At 42.8% G+C, this 19,299-nt stretch carries 20 protein-coding genes and 4 tRNA genes; 23 read left to right on the top strand and 1 reads right to left on the bottom strand.

Going from position 1 to position 19,299, the window contains the following annotated elements; translation table 11 throughout:
• Positions 1-2 precede the first annotated feature (2 nt).
• From ON006_RS23270 to ON006_RS23210, 13 genes are all read left to right on the top strand, one after another.
• The gene (locus ON006_RS23270; protein ID WP_244822420.1) at positions 3-611 is read left to right on the top strand and encodes a c-type cytochrome; all 609 of its coding nucleotides are present in this window, start codon (positions 3-5) and stop codon (positions 609-611) included.
• A gap of 35 nt (positions 612-646) precedes the next feature.
• Complete coding sequence (locus tag ON006_RS23265; RefSeq protein WP_244822419.1) at positions 647-2,008, top strand: quinol:cytochrome C oxidoreductase; 1,362 nt, start codon at positions 647-649, stop codon at positions 2,006-2,008.
• A 21-nt stretch (positions 2,009-2,029) separates the two neighbouring features.
• A complete protein-coding gene (locus ON006_RS23260) occupies positions 2,030-3,136 on the top strand; it encodes a cytochrome c oxidase subunit II (RefSeq protein ID WP_244822418.1) in 1,107 nt (368 codons plus the stop codon).
• Between the two features lie 28 nt (positions 3,137-3,164).
• Positions 3,165-5,048, top strand: coding sequence for a cytochrome c oxidase subunit I (locus tag ON006_RS23255; protein ID WP_244822417.1), 1,884 nt, complete (start codon positions 3,165-3,167; stop codon positions 5,046-5,048).
• Positions 5,023-6,039, top strand: a complete 1,017-nt coding sequence (locus ON006_RS23250) for a COX15/CtaA family protein (RefSeq protein WP_244822416.1) — start codon at positions 5,023-5,025, stop codon at positions 6,037-6,039. The genes ON006_RS23255 and ON006_RS23250 overlap by 26 nt, the downstream gene beginning before the upstream one ends.
• A 31-nt stretch (positions 6,040-6,070) precedes the next feature.
• The gene (gene cyoE, locus ON006_RS23245) at positions 6,071-6,964 is read left to right on the top strand and encodes a heme o synthase (protein ID WP_244822415.1); all 894 of its coding nucleotides are present in this window, start codon (positions 6,071-6,073) and stop codon (positions 6,962-6,964) included.
• A 19-nt stretch (positions 6,965-6,983) separates the two neighbouring features.
• On the top strand, positions 6,984-7,571 hold the full coding sequence (locus tag ON006_RS23240) for a cytochrome c oxidase subunit 3 (RefSeq protein WP_244822414.1): 588 nt from the start codon (positions 6,984-6,986) through the stop codon (positions 7,569-7,571).
• 12 nt (positions 7,572-7,583) lie between these two features.
• Positions 7,584-8,354, top strand: coding sequence for a cytochrome c oxidase subunit 3 (locus ON006_RS23235; protein ID WP_244822413.1), 771 nt, complete (start codon positions 7,584-7,586; stop codon positions 8,352-8,354).
• Positions 8,355-8,384: 30 nt separating this feature from the next.
• Positions 8,385-8,714 (top strand): cytochrome C oxidase subunit IV family protein, encoded by a 330-nt coding sequence (locus ON006_RS23230; RefSeq protein ID WP_244822412.1) that lies wholly within the window; start codon positions 8,385-8,387, stop codon positions 8,712-8,714.
• 9 nt (positions 8,715-8,723) lie between these two features.
• The gene (locus ON006_RS23225) at positions 8,724-9,344 is read left to right on the top strand and encodes a hypothetical protein (RefSeq protein WP_244822411.1); all 621 of its coding nucleotides are present in this window, start codon (positions 8,724-8,726) and stop codon (positions 9,342-9,344) included.
• 5 nt (positions 9,345-9,349) lie between these two features.
• A complete protein-coding gene (locus tag ON006_RS23220; RefSeq protein ID WP_244822410.1) occupies positions 9,350-9,889 on the top strand; it encodes a DUF420 domain-containing protein in 540 nt (179 codons plus the stop codon).
• Positions 9,886-10,167 (top strand): CAMCR motif-containing small membrane protein, encoded by a 282-nt coding sequence (locus tag ON006_RS23215; protein ID WP_244822409.1) that lies wholly within the window; start codon positions 9,886-9,888, stop codon positions 10,165-10,167. The genes ON006_RS23220 and ON006_RS23215 overlap by 4 nt, the downstream gene beginning before the upstream one ends.
• 130 nt (positions 10,168-10,297) lie before the next feature.
• On the top strand, positions 10,298-12,811 hold the full coding sequence (locus ON006_RS23210; protein ID WP_244822408.1) for a glycosyl hydrolase: 2,514 nt from the start codon (positions 10,298-10,300) through the stop codon (positions 12,809-12,811).
• 1 nt (position 12,812) lies between these two features.
• Here the strand turns inward: ON006_RS23210 and murI are convergent, their stop codons facing one another.
• Positions 12,813-13,622, bottom strand: coding sequence for a glutamate racemase (gene murI, locus ON006_RS23205; RefSeq protein WP_244822407.1), 810 nt, complete (start codon positions 13,620-13,622; stop codon positions 12,813-12,815).
• Between the two features lie 136 nt (positions 13,623-13,758).
• Between murI and ON006_RS23200 the strand changes: the two genes are divergently transcribed.
• The 10 genes from ON006_RS23200 to nusG all read left to right on the top strand — a co-directional run bounded on the left by ON006_RS23200 (position 13,759) and on the right by nusG (position 19,280).
• Positions 13,759-14,349: an RNA polymerase sigma factor gene (locus ON006_RS23200; protein ID WP_244822406.1), complete on the top strand. Its 591-nt coding sequence runs from the start codon at positions 13,759-13,761 to the stop codon at positions 14,347-14,349.
• Positions 14,330-15,151: a hypothetical protein gene (locus tag ON006_RS23195; protein ID WP_244822405.1), complete on the top strand. Its 822-nt coding sequence runs from the start codon at positions 14,330-14,332 to the stop codon at positions 15,149-15,151. Before ON006_RS23200 ends, ON006_RS23195 begins: the two co-directional genes overlap by 20 nt.
• 11 nt (positions 15,152-15,162) lie before the next feature.
• Positions 15,163-16,260, top strand: a complete 1,098-nt coding sequence (locus tag ON006_RS23190; RefSeq protein ID WP_244822404.1) for a hypothetical protein — start codon at positions 15,163-15,165, stop codon at positions 16,258-16,260.
• 165 nt (positions 16,261-16,425) lie between these two features.
• Positions 16,426-16,508: transfer RNA gene (locus tag ON006_RS23185), tRNA-Tyr, on the top strand.
• A gap of 56 nt (positions 16,509-16,564) precedes the next feature.
• Positions 16,565-16,637 (top strand) — tRNA-Gly (locus ON006_RS23180).
• A 121-nt stretch (positions 16,638-16,758) separates the two neighbouring features.
• Positions 16,759-16,830: transfer RNA gene (locus ON006_RS23175), tRNA-Thr, on the top strand.
• A gap of 288 nt (positions 16,831-17,118) precedes the next feature.
• Entirely contained in the window at positions 17,119-18,306 is a 1,188-nt protein-coding gene (gene tuf / locus ON006_RS23170) for an elongation factor Tu (protein WP_244822403.1), read from the top strand.
• Positions 18,307-18,409: 103 nt separating this feature from the next.
• Positions 18,410-18,480: transfer RNA gene (locus ON006_RS23165), tRNA-Trp, on the top strand.
• A gap of 17 nt (positions 18,481-18,497) precedes the next feature.
• Positions 18,498-18,689, top strand: coding sequence for a preprotein translocase subunit SecE (gene secE, locus ON006_RS23160; protein ID WP_031528323.1), 192 nt, complete (start codon positions 18,498-18,500; stop codon positions 18,687-18,689).
• 36 nt (positions 18,690-18,725) lie between these two features.
• The gene (nusG, locus tag ON006_RS23155; RefSeq protein ID WP_015812908.1) at positions 18,726-19,280 is read left to right on the top strand and encodes a transcription termination/antitermination protein NusG; all 555 of its coding nucleotides are present in this window, start codon (positions 18,726-18,728) and stop codon (positions 19,278-19,280) included.
• Positions 19,281-19,299 lie beyond the last annotated feature (19 nt).

Below are 19,299 nucleotides of genomic sequence, written 5' to 3'. Positions count from 1 at the left end.
CAATGAAATTTAAAAGTTTATATAGATATCTGTTAGTTGCCGGAGTATTACTTACTGCCGCTGCTGGTTGTAAAAAGGATCCCAATAATCCTGGAACAGAATACGCGCCGAATATGTACTTGCCGGTGGGTTACGAACCTTACAAGCAAGAAAAAGCGAACCCAATTAATCCAATGGGATTGACAATGCGTTTGCCGGTTGCAGGTACTGTGGCAAGAAGAAACTACAAAACTTCTTTTGGTAATGCTGATTCAGCTTCTGTGGATCTAATGGTTTACAATATTCCTGCGGACAGCATTTCTATCGCTGAAAGAGTTTTGAAAAACCCTGTTCCTTTGAATGAAAAATCATTGGCAGAAGGAAAAGTATTGTATGACAGATATTGCCAGCACTGCCACGGAGCTTCCGGCGCAGGGGACGGTAAAGTAGGTGCTATGTATAAAGGGGTACCTAACTACGCCAGCGACGCATACAAGAATTTGAATGAAGGCCATATTTTCCATGTCATTACACACGGAAAGGCTCGCATGTGGCCTCACGGATCTCAGATTAATCCTGAGGAACGCTGGAAAATTGTACACTACGTACAAAAATTACAGAAAGGGGCTTAATTATAATTTTGATAACAGAGAAATAAAATTAGATAATGGCATCAGCACATTCGATTCCTTCTATTGAAGAACGGTTTGAATTTACATCGGAAGCTAAACGAAACTTACTCATCGGTGGTGGCGTAGGACTGGCTCTTGTTTTGCTGGGAGTATACCTTGCAGCTAACGGAGCTGGTGGACACGAGGCAGCTGCCCATGGAGCAGAGCATGCCGCGAGCGCCGTTGGACATGCGGCAACCGAACATGCAGCCGCTTCGGGACATGAGGTAGCAGCAGCAGGCGGACATCATGAAAAGGGATGGATGACTCGTGTTTGGGCAAATCTTTGGGTAAACGGCGTTTATTTTACTGGTATCTCAGTAGTAGGAATGTTCTTTATCTCATATAACTATCTGGCTCAGGCAGGGTGGTCAGCAGTGTTTAAAAGAATTCCCGAGGCGCTTCCTGCATTTCTTCCTTTCACAGGGATTGTAATGCTGGTAACGTTTTTTCTGGGCGGACATGATTTATTTCACTGGACGCATGAAGGACTTTATGAAGTAGGAGGGCCGGAATATGATCCTATTATCGCAGGAAAAAGAGGCTTTTTGAATACACCTTTCTTCGTAGCCCGATTGATATTTTATTTCGCGGTTTGGTACGGAATGTGGAGAGTGATTAGAAACCTGTCATTGCAGGAGGATGAAATAGGTGGAACCGAGTTTTACGAAAAGTCGATCCGTTTTGGGACGGCGTTTCTGGTAGTATTTGGGGTAACCTCATCTACGTCAGCATGGGATTTCGTGATGTCTATCGATACGCACTGGTTCAGCACGATGTTTGGATGGTATACTTTGGCGAGCTGGCACGTGGCTGGTCTGGCGGTTATCACGTTGACGATCGTCATGCTAAGAGAAAGAGGTTATTTGAGAGCTGTCAACTCCAGCCATTTGCGCGACCTTGGTAAATTCGTTTTTGCCTTCAGTATTTTCTGGACCTATGTTTGGTTTGCGCAGTTCCTGTTGATCTACTACGCCAACTTACCCGAAGAAACGATTTACTTCATCGAGCGTTTCAGAGGTTATGGAGAATATTACAAGGCTCCGTTCTTTATCACATTGTTTCTGAATTTCTTTTTCCCATTCCTGGTATTGATGACCAGGGACGCGAAGTTTACGCATTCAATTCTTAAAGTTGCTTGCTGGAGTGTGATCATCGGACATTATATGGATTTTTATACCAATATAATGCCGGGTTCAGTAGGAGCTGGCGCTGGATTTGGTCCGTTGGAATGGGGATTTTTCCTGATATTCCTTTGTGCGTTTGGTTATTCAATTGCGAGTCAGTTAGAAAAGGCGAATTTGATACCAAGAAATCACCCAATGTTGGAGGAATCATTGCATCACGATATTGCCTAATTGCAAAACCAGTTTATCATTATGTATATTATTATCGCATTAGTTGCTCTTGTTTTCGTGGTTCTCACAGGTATTGTGATTTCCAGACTTCAGACTGTACTTAAAAGTGTCAATAAATCGGATTCTCCAGATGCGGAGCCATCGGGCAACAAATGGAATGGAGCGATGTTTATAGTAATTCTTATTGGTGGTGCGATTAGCATTACCTGGTCTTACATGCATGCCCGGGAATTCTTTTTACCGGAAGCATCGTCGGTACACGGCAGAAGAACAGATGACCTGTTCTGGTTCTCAATGGCTATTCTGACCATTCCGTTCATCTTTGTTAACTTCCTTATTTTCTTCTTTGCATGGAAGTATCAGCACAAAAAGAATCACCGCGCGTCTTTTTATCCTGAAAACCATAAGCTCGAATTGATCTGGACTATTGTTCCGGCAATTGTTATGGCTTTGCTTGTTTTCACAGGTTGGAAAGCATGGTCTGATATTACATCGGATGCGCCTCGGGACGCAGAGGTTATCGAAATCACAGGAAAGCAATTTAACTGGATAGTTCGCTACGCCGGGGTTAATGACAATAAACTTGGAGATTACAACTACAAGCTGATTGACGCGCAGAATGAAGTAGGTATTGATTTGTCAGATGAAAATTCATTCGATGACTTTACCAATCCTAGCGAAATGCACATTCCGGTAGGCCGTCCAGTGCTTTTGAAAATTCGCGCACGTGACGTTTTGCATAGTGTATTTATACCTCATATGCGTGTGAAAATGGATGCAGTGCCGGGTATGCCAACCAAATTCTGGTTTGTACCGGACAAAACTACTGCGGATATGCGCTCAGAGCTCAATGATCCAAAGTTTGACTACGAAATAGCTTGTACTGAGGTTTGCGGACAAGGGCACTTTTCTATGAAAATGAGATTGATCGTAGAAGACGAGGCATCGTATAAGAAATGGTGCGCTGAGCAAGCGACATTCTTACAAACTTATCCGGAGTATCTTGCAAAAGTACCTGAGAATTTGAAAGCTAAGGCAATGAAATATGTGCCAGCCGAAGCCGCATCTCCAGCTGATAGCTCGTCCACTTCTGCGGGCGGTGCAGGAGCAAGTACCAGTTTACGCTAATTTGTTAATTTAAATACATTAAAAGTATATGTCAGCTATTGAAGGATTGGAAACAGCTCACCACCACGAAACTGAGCATGAACACCACCATGAAGCACAAAACTTTTGGCAGAAATATATATTTTGTGAAGATCACAAGGTTATAGCGAAGCAGTATCTGATTACAGGGATACTATGGGCTGTAATTGGTATTTCCATGTCCGTTATTTTCCGTATTCAATTGGGATTGCCAGATTCGAATTTGTCATGGCTTAAACCTATTTTGGGTGGGTGGATCAGTGATTCAGGAAAGTTGGATCCTAACTTTTACCTGGCATTGGTTACGATGCACGGTACCATCATGGTATTCTTTGTTTTGACTGCCGGGTTGAGCGGTACGTTCAGTAACTTCCTTATTCCATTGCAGATCGGTGCCCGTGATATGGCATCAGGTTTCATGAATATGCTATCCTACTGGTTCTTCTTCCTTGCCAGTGTGATCATGTTTGTTTCCCTGTTTCTGCAATCAGGTCCCGCCGCTGGTGGCTGGGTTATTTATCCACCATTGAGCGCGCTGCCGCAGGCGCACCCAGGCTCAGGAATGGGTATGACGCTCTGGTTGGCAAGTATGGCATTCTTTATTGTTTCTCAGTTATTGGGAGGTATCAACTACATTACTACGGTTATCAACCTGCGTACACGCGGAATGTCATTTGACCGTCTGCCATTGACGATCTGGTCATTTTTGATCACAGCTGTTCTGGGTCTTATTTCTTTCCCTGTTCTATTGTCATCAGTATTGTTGTTGATTTTTGACCGTCATTTCGGAACAAGCTTCTATCTGTCAGATATTTACATTAATGGTGAAGCACTTCCTAACGTGGGAGGTAGCCCTATTTTGTTCCAACATTTGTTCTGGTTCCTGGGACACCCTGAGGTTTACATCGTTTTGCTACCTGGTTTGGGTATCACTTCTGAGGTTATCGCTACCAACTCACGGAAACCTATCTTCGGATACCGTGCGATGATCGCGTCTATGTTAGGTATCGCTTTCCTTGCATTTATCGTTTGGGCCCACCATATGTTCGTAACAGGTATGAATCCTTTCCTGGGATCGGTATTTATGTTCCTTACATTGATCATTGCGGTTCCTTCTGCGGTAAAAGGCTTTAACTACATTACTACACTCTGGAAAGGGAATATCGTTTTCACACCGGGTATGTTGTTTTCGATCGGTCTGGTTTCCCTGTTCGTTTCAGGTGGTTTGACCGGGATTATCCTTGGTAACAGTGCTTTGGATATTCAGCTTCACGATACCTATTTTGTAGTAGCTCACTTCCACCTAGTAATGGGTGCTGCGTCGGCCTTCGGACTTTTTGCCGGAGTTTACCACTGGTTCCCAAAAATGTTCGGACGAATGATGAACACGACATTGGGACAAATCCACTTCTGGTTAACATTCATCGGTATATACCTGATATTTATCCCGATGCACTACGTTGGTATCGCCGGTTTCCCACGTCGTTACTACCAGTTTACGAGCTACGATTTTACGCATAAGTTTATGGATATGAATATGTTCATTTCCGTGGCAGCGATATTCTCGTTCCTTGCACAGTTCATTTTCCTTTGGAATTTCTTTTACAGCATTTTCAAAGGTCGTAGAGCACCTCAAAACCCATGGCGTTCCAATACCCTTGAATGGACCGCGCCGATTATTCCGGGACATGGAAACTGGGAAGGAGAGATACCAGCAGTATACCGTTGGTCTTACGATTACAGCAAACCAGGAGCGAAGGAAGATTTTATTCCTCAAAATATACCGTATTCTCAAACGCTTGAATCCAATTTCCCTCATGAAAATGAGTTGATCGCTACGGAAAAGGCAATTGAGTCACAAAACTTCAATGACCAGTTCAAAGTCTCGCATTGATTCCAAAGCCAATCGCCTGTTCCGGCGATTGGCTTTGAATACTGTCATAACACTCTATTTTCTAATTATTGCAGGTGGAGTGGTGCGTAGTACAGGTGCGGGTATGGGATGTCCGGACTGGCCAAGGTGTTTTGGTAGCTGGGTGCCCCCGACAGAAGCATCGCAATTGCCATCGAATTATAAGGAGCTTTACGGTGCTAAATTAAAAGGAGAAGTGGAGTTCAATCCGGTTAAAACATGGATTGAGTATGTCAACCGCCTGCTGGGAGCCTTTACGGGAATTATGATTTTTCTTACCCTGCTGGCGTCTACACCTTTTTTAAAATCCCGGAATAAGCATATTTTTTTTTTCAGTCTTGCCGCATTCATATTGGTGGGGGTACAGGGCTGGCTCGGTGCAAAGGTAGTCTCCTTTGAGTTATTGCCGGTAGTGGTAACATTACACATGTTGTTGGCTATCGTAATTGTTTTCATGCTGCTATATCTGTACACATGGGCAGAGTATGCTGAAAGTAGCTTGAAATTGAATTCTGATAGCAAGAAGACAATAAGCAGAATTGGACTGGTTGTAATGACTTTGTCGTTGTTACAAATTTTGTTAGGAACGCAGGTTCGGGAAGTAATGGACGAGGTGATTGCGAAGCTGGGTTATGGTGCAAGGAGTGAATGGATAGACTCTTTGGGGATCAAATTTTACATCCACCGCTCTTTTTCAATAGTTGTTTTCGCGCTGAATATTTGGTGGATCGCAAAAATTGTTAAATCCGAAGCCAGAGAATCAGTAACTGTGAAGGTTGCGAAGGCTTGCCTTTGGATACTCATTGCCGAGATAGCGACCGGAATTATAATGGCTTACATGGGAGTTCCTCCTTTCGCACAGCCATTACATTTGACTTTTGCCATTCTGTTAATAGGCCTTCAATTTGTGGTTTGGCTGGTGGTAAATGGAACAAAATATCTTAAATACAAAGAGAGTTTTCAAATCGGATAGTATGCCATTTGGAAGTAAATAGTTGAGTAAAATGATTTCAGCGGAAGAAGGAGTAGGAGGAATTGGCAGGATCAGAGAGAGACTGGGAGTTTTATTTGAATTGCTAAAATTCAGATTGGCTTCGCTGATTGCGTTTTCTGGTGCAATGGGTTATTGCCTGGGCTCTGATAATGTTAAGACGGCGGACCTTATTCTTTTTATAATTGCATCAATTGGTATAACCGGCGCAGCAAACATTATCAATCAGATCCTGGAAAAGGATTTTGACAAATTAATGAAAAGAACTGCTTCCCGGCCATTGCCGAGCGGCAGAATTACCAGCGAACAGGCTGCTTTGTGGGCTGTTTTTCTGGGTGTTTCGTCATTGGTGATCTTTGTAATGGTATTCAATCTGAGCACCGGACTAATTTCGTTGCTTTCGCTGGTACTTTACGGTTTTGTTTATACTCCCCTGAAAAGAGTCGGACCGATTGCAGTATTTGTAGGAGCTTTTCCAGGAGCATTTCCTCCAATGATCGGATGGGTTGCAGCAACAAATCATTTCGGTCTGGAACCGGGAATTTTGTTTGCGATTCAGTTTTTCTGGCAATTCCCGCATTTTTGGGCCATTGCCTGGGTTTTGGACGAAGACTACAAAAGAGCAGGTTTTAAGCTTTTACCCGCTAATGGCTTGAAGGATTCTGATACGACTTTGCAGATCATGATTTATACATTGTTTCTGCTGCCTATCGGCTGGTTGCCGTATAAGTTGGGGATGACGGGAATCAATTCAGCGTTTATTGCGACGATTTTTGGGGTATTGTTTTTGGCACAAACCTTTCATTTAATGAGAACTTGTACTGATAAAACCGCCCGTCAATTGATGTTTGGATCATTTATATATTTACCGATTGTGCAGATAGCATTCCTTTTGGATAAATTGTGAAATTGAAATATTAGGTGAAATGGAGAATGTTCAAGAATATAAAATAGAAAAAGGGCCACGGGAAACATTGGCAATGGATCCAAAGAAGTTTATTCTTTGGCTGTTTCTGGTGAGTATCATTATGCTTTTTGCGTCTCAAACCAGTGCTTATCTAGTTCGCAGGGCGGAAGGAAACTGGCTTGAATTTGAAATGCCGAAGATTTTCTGGTACAGTACAGCGGTATTATTAATCAGCAGTCTGGCTATGCAATGGGCTTACTTTTCGGCAAAAAAAGATCAGTTCAAACAATTGAAAATAGCAATTTCTATTACTTTTGTACTAGGCCTGATTTTCTTGTGGATGCAGTTTGAAGGGTGGAAACAGCTGGTAGCAATGAATGTGTATTTTGTTGGAAATCCGTCAGGCTCATTCTTTTATGTATTTACCGGTCTGCACGGTTTTCATATCATTAGCGGACTAATTGTTTTACTATTGGCATTGGCTTCTGCTTTTCGTTTGAAGGTCCACGCCAAGAATTTGAGAAGAATTCAAATCTGTGCTACCTACTGGCACTTTTTAGATATACTCTGGTTATACCTTTTTGTTTTTTTATTGACCTTTAATTAATATTTTTTATCAATGGCTGCAAATGTAACAACACCTGGCGCGGTAGAACCCAAAATGTGGATGGGGGGTATTGAGCCTATGAAAGCGAGTTACGGAAAACTGATGATGTGGTTTTTTCTCATCTCAGATACGTTTACTTTCTCCGCCCTGCTGGTGGCATATGGCACAGCCCGGTTTAGTTTCCCTGCATTCACCGGAAAGCACGCGGATTTTACATTTTCAAATATGTACTGGCCTGTTCCTGAAAGGGTATATGAGTCGGTACCATTCCTGCACGGAGTGTCCCTGCCATTGGTTTTTGTTGGTATCATGACATTCATTCTGATCGCGAGTAGCGTTACAATGGTACTTGCTGTGGAAGCGGGTCACCGGCTGGACCGCGCGAATGTTGAGAAATATATGCTTTGGACGATATTGGGAGGATTTACTTTCCTTGGATGCCAGGCTTGGGAATGGTCTCACTTTATCCACGGAACAGACGCGGGTAGTGTGATGAAGGTAATTGAAAACGGTACCTGGATTGAAAAGACAATATTTGGAGCGAATCTGACGGAAAACCAATATGGCCCTCCTGCATTTGCCGACTTCTTCTTCTTTATCACCGGCTTCCACGGAACCCACGTTTTTAGTGGTGTGATATTAAATATCCTTATTTTCTTTCGCTCGGCAACCGGTTTTTACGATAAAAGAGGAAGCTACGAAATGGTAGAAAAAGTAGGGCTTTACTGGCACTTTGTGGATTTGGTGTGGGTGTTCGTTTTTACATTCTTTTATCTGGTTTAAGTTACTGAACAATATTAATCTTTAAGTAAAATGGCAGAAGTACATCATGTTCACAATCAAGATCCTAATGCAGGAGCGGAGCAACGCAAAGCAATATGGAAAACGTTTTGGATCCTGTTGATCCTTACGACTCTTGAATTCGTGATCGCTTTTACAGTTCCTCACGGTATCTTGAAAATTACAATTTTCATAGTAATGACAATCGTGAAGGCATTTTATATTGTCGGTGAGTTTATGCACTTAAAGCATGAAACCAAGTCATTGATCTGGTCCATTCTGGTACCGGTCATCTTTGTCGCGTGGTTGATACTTGCATTGATGCTCGAAGGCAATGCGATTTTCAAAGCTATTTTCGATTAAGAAGTATACATGAAGAATTTTTCCAAGGCCGGATTACTGATTGTCACATTAGTAATTCCGGCTTTGATTTTTACTTTTTTGAGATTTTTTGCGACTAATCACTACGATCTCGGGTATTTTAATCCTGAACTGGATTTAACAGGAAAGGTTGTCGTTCAAAATGGAGACACGCTTTTTCGGAGAATCTCAAATATTTGTGGAGAAACGACAGGAGGTCAGATTAAAGGATTAACCGTTGTAAATTATCTGCCGGAAGTGTGTGACGATAGCTGTAAATTGGCATTGTCCCAGCTTCAAAGAATATTTGATTTACGAAGTGATATTGGTGACCTGAACATGGTAACCTTAGCCGTAAAAGGTACTGATAACGGAGCGGCGTTGCCAGCAGGAGCAGAAAGGCCTGGCTGGAAATTGATCGAAGTTTCAAAGGAAATGATCGATACCTGTTTTGCCAGTGCATTGGGATTCGATTTGAACCCGGCGAGTGCATTTAAACAAAATAGTCTGGTGCTGATAGACAGGCAGGGATATGTCAGAGGGTACTACAATGGTGCGGATGCAACGGAAGCGGATCGTCTGATGGCCGAAATTAAGATCCTCGATTATGAAAGTAAAACGAGTGGAAAGTAAAACTTATGGCAACAATAACAATAGAAAAGAAACCAAAATACGAGCGTATCATTAATGTGCTTGCGATTGCGATTCCGGTTGCAGTAGCAGTATTGCTGGGAATACGTCAAAAAATTGACCTGGGCGAATGGACTAAGGTCTTGCCACATGTAATTGGAATGATCAATTCGCTGACTGCGGTCTTGTTGTTATTGGGATACTATTTTATCCGAAACAATAACCTTACTGCGCACCGGCAAATGATGACCGCGGCGTTCTTGCTTGGAGCTGTGTTTTTGGTTTGCTATATTTTGTATCATGTATCAAACGAATCAACACCTTTCGGTGGAGAGGGGGCGATTAGGCCTGTTTACTATTTTTTGCTGATTTCGCATATTCTGTTGTCGATAGTGGTCGTTTGGTTTGTATTGCGTGCAGTTTATTTTGGTTACACCAATCAGATTTTACAGCATCGGAAAGCGGTTAAATGGGCTTTGCCTATCTGGCTTTATGTAAGTATAAGTGGTGTAATCGTTTATTTGATGATCAGTCCTTATTACGTATGAGAAAATTTGCAGTAGTATTCGGTTTAATGTTGCAATTCGTAATGGTGGGAGCTGACACCTGGGCTCAATGTGCAATGTGCCGTGGATCGGTTGAAAGTTCAATGGGCAATGGGCGGAACAACGTTGGAGTTGGGCTGAATACCGGCATTATGTTTTTATTTGTGATGCCTTATCTGCTGGTTGCCGTGATCGGTTATCTGTGGTACCGCAATAGCAAGCAAAATCAAAGAGAAAGAGAATTTATATCATCCCGTGTGAATCAGGCTTTTCACAGCTAGGATGGATAAACACATATTGAAAAGCGAGACCGTTTGCCGGTTTCGCTTTTTTTATGTCCAATCGCTAGCTAGAAATATGCCAAATGCAAGGTAGAAAAGCAATTTGAAGCCTTTAATCAAAAACTTTCATATGCGGCCGATCCTACTTTTTTTGCTTCTGTTAAAATGTACTCTGCTCAGCGCACAGGATATTTCCACCGCCAAACCATGGACATTCTGGTGGTGGATGGGTAGTGCGGTTAACAAGGCTGACATTACCAAGCAACTGGAATATTTTGCGAAATCTGGGATCGGAGGAGTTCATATTATACCGATTTATGGAGTAAAAGGATACGAATCACAGTCCATTTCATTTTTGAGTAAAGAATGGCTGGAAGTAATGGGCCATACAGTGCGAGAAGGAAAGCGGCTGGGTGTTGGCGTAGATATGACAACTGGTACTGGCTGGCCATTTGGCGGACCTAATGTCTCCGTAGAGTCAGCGGCGAAGAACATGACGGTTCAAAATAATAAATTGGTTGTCACTCCCACGAAGCAAAAGGTGAAGCGAGCTGCCCCCGGAGGTGACGGATTTGTTCTGGATCCGTTCAATGCGTCAGCGATGGATAAATATCTGTCCAGGTTTGACTCTGCTTTCGCGACAATAAAGGATTTGCCGAGATCAATGTATAACGATTCTTATGAAGCATACGGAGCCAATTGGACTGACGATTTTGCAGAACAGTTTAAAAAAAGAAGAGGCTACGATCTAGAACAGAATCTGACACTTCTGGCGGACAGTACCAATAAGGCGGACGGAGTTCTGGTCAGAATTGATTATCATCAAACCATTGCCGAACTACTACTGGAACGTTACGCATTACCCTGGACAAAATGGAGCACTGCGCATGGTTTCCTGACCAGGTATCAGGCTCACGGCTCTCCCGGGAATTTGCTTGATTTGTATGAGGCTGCTGATATCCCCGAAACGGAGTCTTTCGGAACCAGCCGTTTTCCGATACCGGGACTAAGAGTAGATCCTGATTATTCTATCGACCAGTTTGGCACTCCTAACGTGCTGGCAATGAAGTTTGCCTCATCGGCCGCTAATTTTTCTGGAAAAAAACTAGTTAGTTCAGAAACGGGAACCTGGCTTGCGAATCATTTCAAAGTTTCGTTATCGCAGATCAAGCCGCAGATTGACGAGCTTTTTACAGCGGGTATCAATCACATTTTTTATCACGGAAGTACCTATTCGCCGGAAAATGAGCCTTATCCGGGGTGGTTATTCTATGCTTCTACCAACTTTGGTAAGAGCTCACATTTCGCTGAGCACTTTTCTATCTTAAATGAATACGTAGAATGGTGCCAGAAGCTTCTTCAAAATAGCAAACCGGACAATGATGTGCTCGTGTATTTTCCTGTCCATGATCTTTGGTCGATGCCTGCGAAGTCTTCGGGTAATGTGCATTTGCTCGAAGTGCATCACGTGGATCGTTGGCTTCTGGATCTGCCATTTGGGAAGCTCACTCAATGGTTGTGGAAAGAAGGGTATGCATTCGACTATGTATCCGACTTGCAATTGACCAAATTGAAAATCGACAAGAATGGTGATCTAAATTCGGGTAGTACTTCCTACAAGACATTACTCATTCCCGCCAGTACTTATATGCCGGAGGAAACGCTCGCTCAGTTAAAGCGATTGGCTGCGGCGGGGGCTAAGATTGTTTTTGAAAAGCAGCTTCCATTGAAAGTTACCGGATACGCTGAACACACAAATAGGCAAAATGAATTTTTGACGGAATTAGAAAACCTACGCGGGGCTAGCAATGTTCGTGTTTCAAATGATCTTGAAAAAGACCTGAAAGCAAATGGCGTAATCGCGGAGGAATTATCAAAAAAGGGATTGACATTCATTCGCAAAAAGAACGAACGAGGGGTATTGTATTTTGTTGCCAATCTTGGAAATACCTTTAAGGAAGGTTGGGTTAGAATTGGAAAGTCGGAGATGGTTTCCAGGAACAGACCATTAAGGGGAACATCATTAATGTATGGAAGAACTACGAAGGATGGATATGAGGAAGTGTTCCTATCGTTACCTCCTGGTGAATCGTGTTTTTTACAGTCGGGAGATGGCTCGGAGTATGCTTACAAGGATATCAAAAAAAAGAAATACCCAGTTGTGGGTGAATGGAGCCTCTCTTTTTTGAAAGGAAGACCCTCACTTCCCGCACCTTCAAAGTCAACGGAGTTGAAATCTTGGACAACATTGCCAGATTCTGCGTCCTACTTTTCGGGAACTGCCAGATATACAATCAAATTTGATGTTCCGGCCTCTTTGCTTAAAAACGGGTCGTGCAAGCTTGACCTTGGAGATGTGAGGGAAGTGGCTAGTGTGAAGTTGAATGGAAAAGATATTGGAGTAGCCTGGCACATCCCTTTTCAACTCAGTATTGGGAATTTAAGACTAAAAGATAACATCCTGGAAATTGAAGTAACCAATCTTTCAGCTAATTATATGCGGCTCCGTGACCAGCAGAAGCCTGACTGGAAGAAATTTTATGATATCAATATTGTGGACATTACTTACAAGAAGTTTGATGCTTCGAAGTGGGAGCCAATGCCTTCCGGCCTGCTGGGACCCGTTACATTGATTTATGACTAAATTATTCCCACAAAGGATAATGCTCTAATTGAATCTGCCGGCCAAAAAAGATATTGGTTGACTGTTCAAATGAAAGTGTGTAATCTGACACATAGAATTGTCTTTTGCCGGACCCTTTTTCATTCACCAGATAATGTTGTTCCAGCCATGCTTTCAATGATCGGGCTACAATCTCAGACGTATCCAATATTTCTACTTTCTCTCCGTAAAAGTTGCTGATCTGGTTTTTAATCAGTGGATAATGCGTGCAGCCAAGGATGAGTGCTTCAATGGATGAAATGGACTGATCCGATAAATAGCTCGCTATAATGCTTTCACTAATGTTGTTGTCAAAGAAACCTTCCTCGATCATCGGCGCGAGTAATGGAGTCGCAAGGGATTTCAGATTGATATTTTTGCCTAATGCGTCTACCTTCTTTTTGTAAACATTGGAAAGTACTGTCTGTTTTGTTCCGATCAAGCCAATGGTCTTGCCATCATAGTGCTCCTTAATGTAGTCAACGACAGGATCGATCACATTCATAACCCTGGCTTTGCTGCCTACATACTCTTTCACCAATTCATAGGCCGCCGCAGAAGCTGAATTACAGGCAATTAGAATGAGCTTGCAATTTTGCTGCAAAAGCATATTGCAAATTTTAATCGAGTATGCCTGAATGGCCGCTGTGGACTTGTCCCCATATGGAAGGTGTGCAGTGTCACCAAAATAAATCGTGTTTTCCTGCGGCAAAAGCCTTGTCACTGCGCTGGCAACGGTCATACCGCCGATACCACTGTCAAAAATTCCTATCGGAGCCGAAGAGTCAAGCATGGGGGAACGTAAAGCGGGCGCTTTACCTGTTAAATGGATATTTGCCCAAAGCTAAAAAAAATCTGAAAAAACTTTTTAGGAACATGCAACCTCACGGTCAGGAATACGCATCTTGCTATTGAAACCACCAGAAAGAATGGGTAGAATTTTATCACTATTTAGCCAGGAAGCACAGCTTGTCAAAGCGCTACGGAAGGAGGATCCGAAAGCACAGCGGCAAGTCTATGATAAATACAGCACTCGCATGCTGGGTTTATGCTTTCGCTACATCTGTGATGATATGGCTGCTGAGGATGTGATGGTGGAAGGGTTTTTAAAGGTATTTGCGAAAATTGAGCAGTTCAATAGTGACGGGAGTTTTGAAGGCTGGATCCGCAGAATAATGGTTAATGAGGCGTTGGGCTATCTGAGAAAGCAAAAGAAGGTCTTGGAAGACACATTGTCTGACGAGGCGAACAATATACCCGACTATGTGTACGCGGACCAGAATTTGGAGGCGCAGGAGTTATTGAATCTGATCGAGGGATTGCCAATAGGATACAGAACGGTTTTTAACTTATTCGCAATCGAGGGATATGCTCATAGTGAAATCGCTCAAATGCTAAATATTACAGAAAGTACTTCCAAGTCGCAGCTGCACCGGGCAAGGGCGCTGTTACAAAGAATGGTTTCTAATTGGGAAAATGATTTTAAAAAAAAAGTAGACTATGAAAAAGCATCCTGTTGATGATCTTTTCAAACGTAAGCTGGCGGAGTTAGAGAGAAAACCTTCTTCTGATGCCTGGCTCAAAATACAGGAAGGAAATAAAACGCAACGTCGCCATGCCGGATGGCCGTGGTATGCAGCAGCCAGCATCCTGGTGGTCATGTTGGGAGGTTATCTGGTTTGGAGAAGTGAGGCCAATGGCTTGATTCATCCGGACAACAATCAGAATGTGGTTGCAAAAATGAATAAGAAAGAGCCGACTCCCCCGACAAAGGAAATTGAAAAAGAGCATGTTGCTGAGCTTCCGGAAGTTATCGTTGAAAGTGCAAATGAGAATTCTATTTCGAAAGCAACACCTGCGGGAAGAAATGAGAAGAATCACAAGGTGGAAAAGGCAAACCCCGAAAATATACCGACTACCCAAAATGAAATAGCCGTTGCTGCATTGCAAGAGAAACAGGCTGCAACGCACATTGAACCCAATTATGAAAGACCTTCAATAGCTCCGAAAATTGAAGAAGTAAAAATATTACCTGATGAGCCAGCTGTTAGTCAGGTAAGTAAGCAGGATACAGAGCCGACACGGACCATCATTGTGGCCGTCGAGACCAGTGGAAGTGAATTGGATGATAAACCTAAAAATTCCAGATTTTCAAGAGTATTTCGTCAACTTAAAAATGCGAGAGCGGGCGAACGCGTGGACTGGGAGGAAGTGGGCTTTAACCCCAAAACACTTGTAGCAAAGGTAGACGACCGTTTGCATAATCGTGAAGACAAAGTATCAGGAAAAGATCAAACCCCAAAAGAAAGAACAAAATTATAATCTGTTATGCCATGAAAACTAAAATAGGTGCCGCAATAATATTAGTACTCTCATTTGTGAACGCGGGCGCAAGTAATATAAAGAGTCTGATTAACAACGATAATTCGGAGAAAGACTCTATCATAGTAACATTCGGCGATAAAACCCGGCTGATCATTTACGCTGAAAACAGGAAGGAGCTTGAAAAGATGATGAAGTACGATCTCAATACACTTCTCAAGGACCTGAAAATTAAACTAGATAGTACGGAAACTGACACTACTTTTCTCAAAGAGGAGGTTGAGGGGAATGCTTACCTGAAAAACAAGGACGATAAGGACGAAAAGGACTATGTCAGGATTGGTCTTCGGGGAATTCATATCAAGGACGGCGATACAAGGGTAACCATTGATTCCAAAGGTGTTGAGGTCAATGAGCAAGGTACTACGGACTCCACGTATCGCAGAACAGGAAAACGATTTTACAGATCCAATCGAAATTCAAGTCCACGCAAGGGATTTAATATAGCTGTCGGCCTTAATACCTATGGAACTAATGAGACAACAGTCGGCTATAACAAGTCCGATTATGATCTCAAACCTTTCGGGTCGCGTTTTATAAGCCTTGGATACATTGCGAGCACGACGTTGGCACGGGGTGAAAATGCGAGATTTCATCTGGATTTTGGAGTGGATTTCTCCTGGTACAACCTGATGTTTGATGGCAATAACACTATTTCAAAAAACGATGACCGTGTCGAATTCCCGCTCGTGACAGATGATGCCGGAAAAGAAGTAGACATGAAAAAAAGCAAACTGGTGGTTCCCTACGTCAACTTGTCTTTTATGCCGACGATTAGTTTTCCACACTCATTCATTTCTTACCTCAGTGCGGGCGTGTATGGAGGTTACAGGATCGGGAGCTACACCAAACTGCGGAGGGAAGGTAGTAAGGATAAAGACCATGTACGCAAGAATTTTTACCTGGAAGAGCTGCGGTATGGGCTAGCGGCAGAAATTGGGATCAGAAATTTCCCAGATCTGTTTGTTAACTACGATCTGAACAACCTTTACCTGGCGAACCGTGGGCCGTCAGTTCGAATGTTGAGCTTTGGCGTGAGGTTATTTTGAATTTTGAAAAGTACGAATAGTGGCTGGATTCGATGTTTTTCGGATCGGCCACTATTTTTATTTATTTTTTTTTCAAAAGAATTTGAGAATTTAAGAAAAGGGTATAATTTTGCGACTCCAAAAAGTGAAACAAACGGTTTTCACGGTTGTGTTGAAATGTTGAATGGGGGTGTACCAGAGTGGCCAAATGGGGCAGACTGTAAATCTGCTGGTGTACGCCTACGGTGGTTCGAATCCATCCGCCCCCACAGTTTATGCCAGATATTGTTCTTGAAATACCAGTCAGGAACAGGCAAAAACAAATGCGGAAGTAGCTCAGCTGGTAGAGCGATAGCCTTCCAAGCTATAGGTCGCGAGTTCGAACCTCGTCTTCCGCTCATTTAAAAACACCATCGAAGCGATTAGCGAAAACATTCAACTGAAACTTTTTCGCTAATCGCTTTTTGGTTGTAAAAAATATATTTCGCCGTTGTAGCTCAGGGACGGTTTGGAATTTTTGCCGTTGTAGCTCAGGGGTAGAGCACTTCCTTGGTAAGGAAGAGGTCAGGGGTTCAAATCCCCTCAATGGCTCAGGAAGAATGAAAAGTTGAGTAGGGCACTTCCTTGGTAAGGAAGAGGTCAGGGCCGGGCGGCCGGTGCCGTTCAAATCCCCTCAATGGCTCGATGAAATGTTTAACAAACATTTCTGACCTTTTTCAGATTACTAAGTGTTCTCTAGTAATGCGGGTAATCAAAAAGATTTTGATCCTTGTATTTGTTTAATTGGTTTTGAAGTGCTTGGTATAGTAAGCTAAACAGGATCAATCATTAGTGTTTAATAAATTCGTAATAACTTTTAATTTTAAGCGTACTTAAGTCATGGCAAAAGAGACGTTTGACCGCTCGAAACCCCACGTAAATATTGGTACTATCGGGCACGTTGACCACGGTAAAACTACCCTTACTGCAGCTATCACAACTGTGTTGGCGAAAAAGGGTCTAGCTGTACTACGTGATTTCTCATCAATTGATAATGCTCCTGAAGAGAAAGAGCGTGGTATCACAATTAACACATCCCACGTTGAGTACGCGACAGCAAACCGTCACTATGCTCACGTTGACTGTCCAGGTCACGCGGATTATGTAAAGAACATGGTTACTGGTGCTGCCCAGATGGACGGTGCTATCATCGTAGTTGCTGCTACTGATGGACCAATGCCACAAACTCGTGAGCACATTCTTTTGGCACGCCAGGTTGGTGTTCCTCAGCTTGTTGTATTCATGAACAAAGTGGATATGGTTGATGATCCAGAACTTCTTGAACTTGTTGAAATGGAAATCCGTGAGCTTTTGAGCTTCTACGATTACGATGGAGACAACATTCCTGTAATCCAAGGTTCTGCTTTGGGTGGTTTGAATGGAGAAGAAAAATGGGTTAAAACGATCGAAGATTTGATGGATGCTGTTGATAGCTACATTCCAATTCCTCCTCGTATGACTGATCTTCCTTTCTTGATGCCTGTTGAAGACGTATTCTCGATCACTGGTCGTGGTACTGTTGCAACTGGTCGTATCGAGCGTGGTGTGATCAACTCAGGAGATCCTGTTGATATCCTAGGTATGGGTGCAGAAGGTCTTAAATCAACCGTAACTGGTGTTGAGATGTTCCGTAAGATCCTTGACCGTGGTGAAGCTGGTGACAACGTAGGTCTTCTTCTTCGTGGTATTAACAAAGAAGATATCCGTCGTGGAATGGTAATCTGCAAGCCAGGTTCTGTGAAGCCTCACGCTGCTTTCAAAGGAGAGGTTTATGTACTTTCGAAAGAAGAAGGTGGACGTCACACTCCATTCTTTAACAAATATCGTCCTCAATTCTACTTCCGTACCACGGACGTAACTGGTGAAATTACCCTTCCAGCAGGTGTTGAAATGGTAATGCCAGGTGATAACATCACAATTGATGTGAAATTGATCAACAAGATTGCTATGGAAAAAGGTCTTCGTTTCGCTATTCGTGAAGGTGGACGTACCGTAGGTGCTGGTCAGGTAACAGAGATTGTTGACTAATCATAATAAGAATACTAAAACAAGTGCATTTCTTCATGAGATGCACTTGTTTTTTGTAAATAAATTGTATCTTTGCAGCCCGAAAGAAATGGTTGCGTGATAAACGGGTGTAGTTCAAGGGTAGAATAGCGGTCTCCAAAACCGTTGATGGGAGTTCGAATCTCTCCACCCGTGCATAATCAAAAGGACAAATGGAAAAATTTACTTCTTTTTTGAAAGCGTCTTGGGAAGAAATCACCCAACATGTAACATGGCCTCCTTTTAATGAGCTTCAGGCCAACACAACTCTAGTGCTTGTCGGCTCCCTCATTTTTGCCTTTGTGGTAGGTGTGATGGATTTCGTCTTCGAGAATGCACTGAAACTGTTTTATCAGTCTTTCTAAGGCTATTTTATTATCGCGGCACAACCCCTTAATGGTATGAGTAGTCTAAATTGGTTTGTATTAAGAGCAGTGTCCGGACAAGAGAAAAAAATCAAGTCCTACATTGAAAACGAAATAACACGGCAGAAACTTAATGAATTCGTTCCTCAGATTCTAATCCCTTCGGAAAAGATATATGAGATGCGTAACGGAAAGAAACGTGTTAGGGAAAAGAACTTTTTCCCAGGATACATAATCATTTCGGCTGATTTATCTAAAGGTGAGGTGTTGCACATTATCACCAGTATTCCAGGTGTAATTGGCTTCCTTGGAAATGCGGAGGGAAACTCAAAAGTTCCCGTGCCGTTGCGCCAATCTGAAATCAACAGGATTTTGGGTAAAGTTGACGAAGCCGAGCAGCACGAAGAAGCACCAAGCATGTCATTCATTAAAGGTGAAACTGTGAAGGTGGTAGATGGTCCTTTCAGTGGATTCATCGGGCTGGTTGAAGAAGTATTTGATGAGAAGAAAAAACTCAATGTAGTTGTAAAAATATTCGGGCGTAATACACCCGTGGAACTCAGTTACGCACAAGTAGAAAAGGATAGTTGAGCGAATAGCGGGCAGGTAA

This window comes from Dyadobacter pollutisoli, assembly GCF_026625565.1.
Classification (GTDB): Bacteria; Bacteroidota; Bacteroidia; order Cytophagales; family Spirosomataceae; genus Dyadobacter; species Dyadobacter pollutisoli.
Note: the sequence above shows the minus strand (reverse complement) of the source record. Positions and strands in the feature narration are given on the sequence as shown.

Bases quoted from the DNA above. Each gene is read 5' to 3' on its own strand.
- nusG (WP_015812908.1), top strand. From the start codon at position 18,726: ATGAGTAGTCTAAATTGGTTTGTATTAAGAGCAGTGTCCGGACAAGAG.
- ON006_RS23220 (WP_244822410.1), top strand. From the start codon at position 9,350: ATGGCAACAATAACAATAGAAAAGAAACCAAAATACGAGCGTATCATT.
- ON006_RS23190 (WP_244822404.1), top strand. From the start codon at position 15,163: ATGAAAACTAAAATAGGTGCCGCAATAATATTAGTACTCTCATTTGTG.
- cyoE (WP_244822415.1), top strand. From the start codon at position 6,071: ATGATTTCAGCGGAAGAAGGAGTAGGAGGAATTGGCAGGATCAGAGAG.
- ON006_RS23200 (WP_244822406.1), top strand. From the start codon at position 13,759: ATGGGTAGAATTTTATCACTATTTAGCCAGGAAGCACAGCTTGTCAAA.
- ON006_RS23235 (WP_244822413.1), top strand. From the start codon at position 7,584: ATGGCTGCAAATGTAACAACACCTGGCGCGGTAGAACCCAAAATGTGG.
- murI (WP_244822407.1), bottom strand. From the start codon at position 13,622: ATGCTTGACTCTTCGGCTCCGATAGGAATTTTTGACAGTGGTATCGGC.
- ON006_RS23225 (WP_244822411.1), top strand. From the start codon at position 8,724: ATGAAGAATTTTTCCAAGGCCGGATTACTGATTGTCACATTAGTAATT.
- ON006_RS23195 (WP_244822405.1), top strand. From the start codon at position 14,330: ATGAAAAAGCATCCTGTTGATGATCTTTTCAAACGTAAGCTGGCGGAG.
- ON006_RS23260 (WP_244822418.1), top strand. From the start codon at position 2,030: ATGTATATTATTATCGCATTAGTTGCTCTTGTTTTCGTGGTTCTCACA.
- ON006_RS23210 (WP_244822408.1), top strand. From the start codon at position 10,298: ATGCGGCCGATCCTACTTTTTTTGCTTCTGTTAAAATGTACTCTGCTC.
- ON006_RS23265 (WP_244822419.1), top strand. From the start codon at position 647: ATGGCATCAGCACATTCGATTCCTTCTATTGAAGAACGGTTTGAATTT.
- ON006_RS23215 (WP_244822409.1), top strand. From the start codon at position 9,886: ATGAGAAAATTTGCAGTAGTATTCGGTTTAATGTTGCAATTCGTAATG.
- ON006_RS23240 (WP_244822414.1), top strand. From the start codon at position 6,984: ATGGAGAATGTTCAAGAATATAAAATAGAAAAAGGGCCACGGGAAACA.
- ON006_RS23255 (WP_244822417.1), top strand. From the start codon at position 3,165: ATGTCAGCTATTGAAGGATTGGAAACAGCTCACCACCACGAAACTGAG.
- secE (WP_031528323.1), top strand. From the start codon at position 18,498: ATGGAAAAATTTACTTCTTTTTTGAAAGCGTCTTGGGAAGAAATCACC.
- ON006_RS23270 (WP_244822420.1), top strand. From the start codon at position 3: ATGAAATTTAAAAGTTTATATAGATATCTGTTAGTTGCCGGAGTATTA.
- ON006_RS23230 (WP_244822412.1), top strand. From the start codon at position 8,385: ATGGCAGAAGTACATCATGTTCACAATCAAGATCCTAATGCAGGAGCG.
- tuf (WP_244822403.1), top strand. From the start codon at position 17,119: ATGGCAAAAGAGACGTTTGACCGCTCGAAACCCCACGTAAATATTGGT.
- ON006_RS23250 (WP_244822416.1), top strand. From the start codon at position 5,023: ATGACCAGTTCAAAGTCTCGCATTGATTCCAAAGCCAATCGCCTGTTC.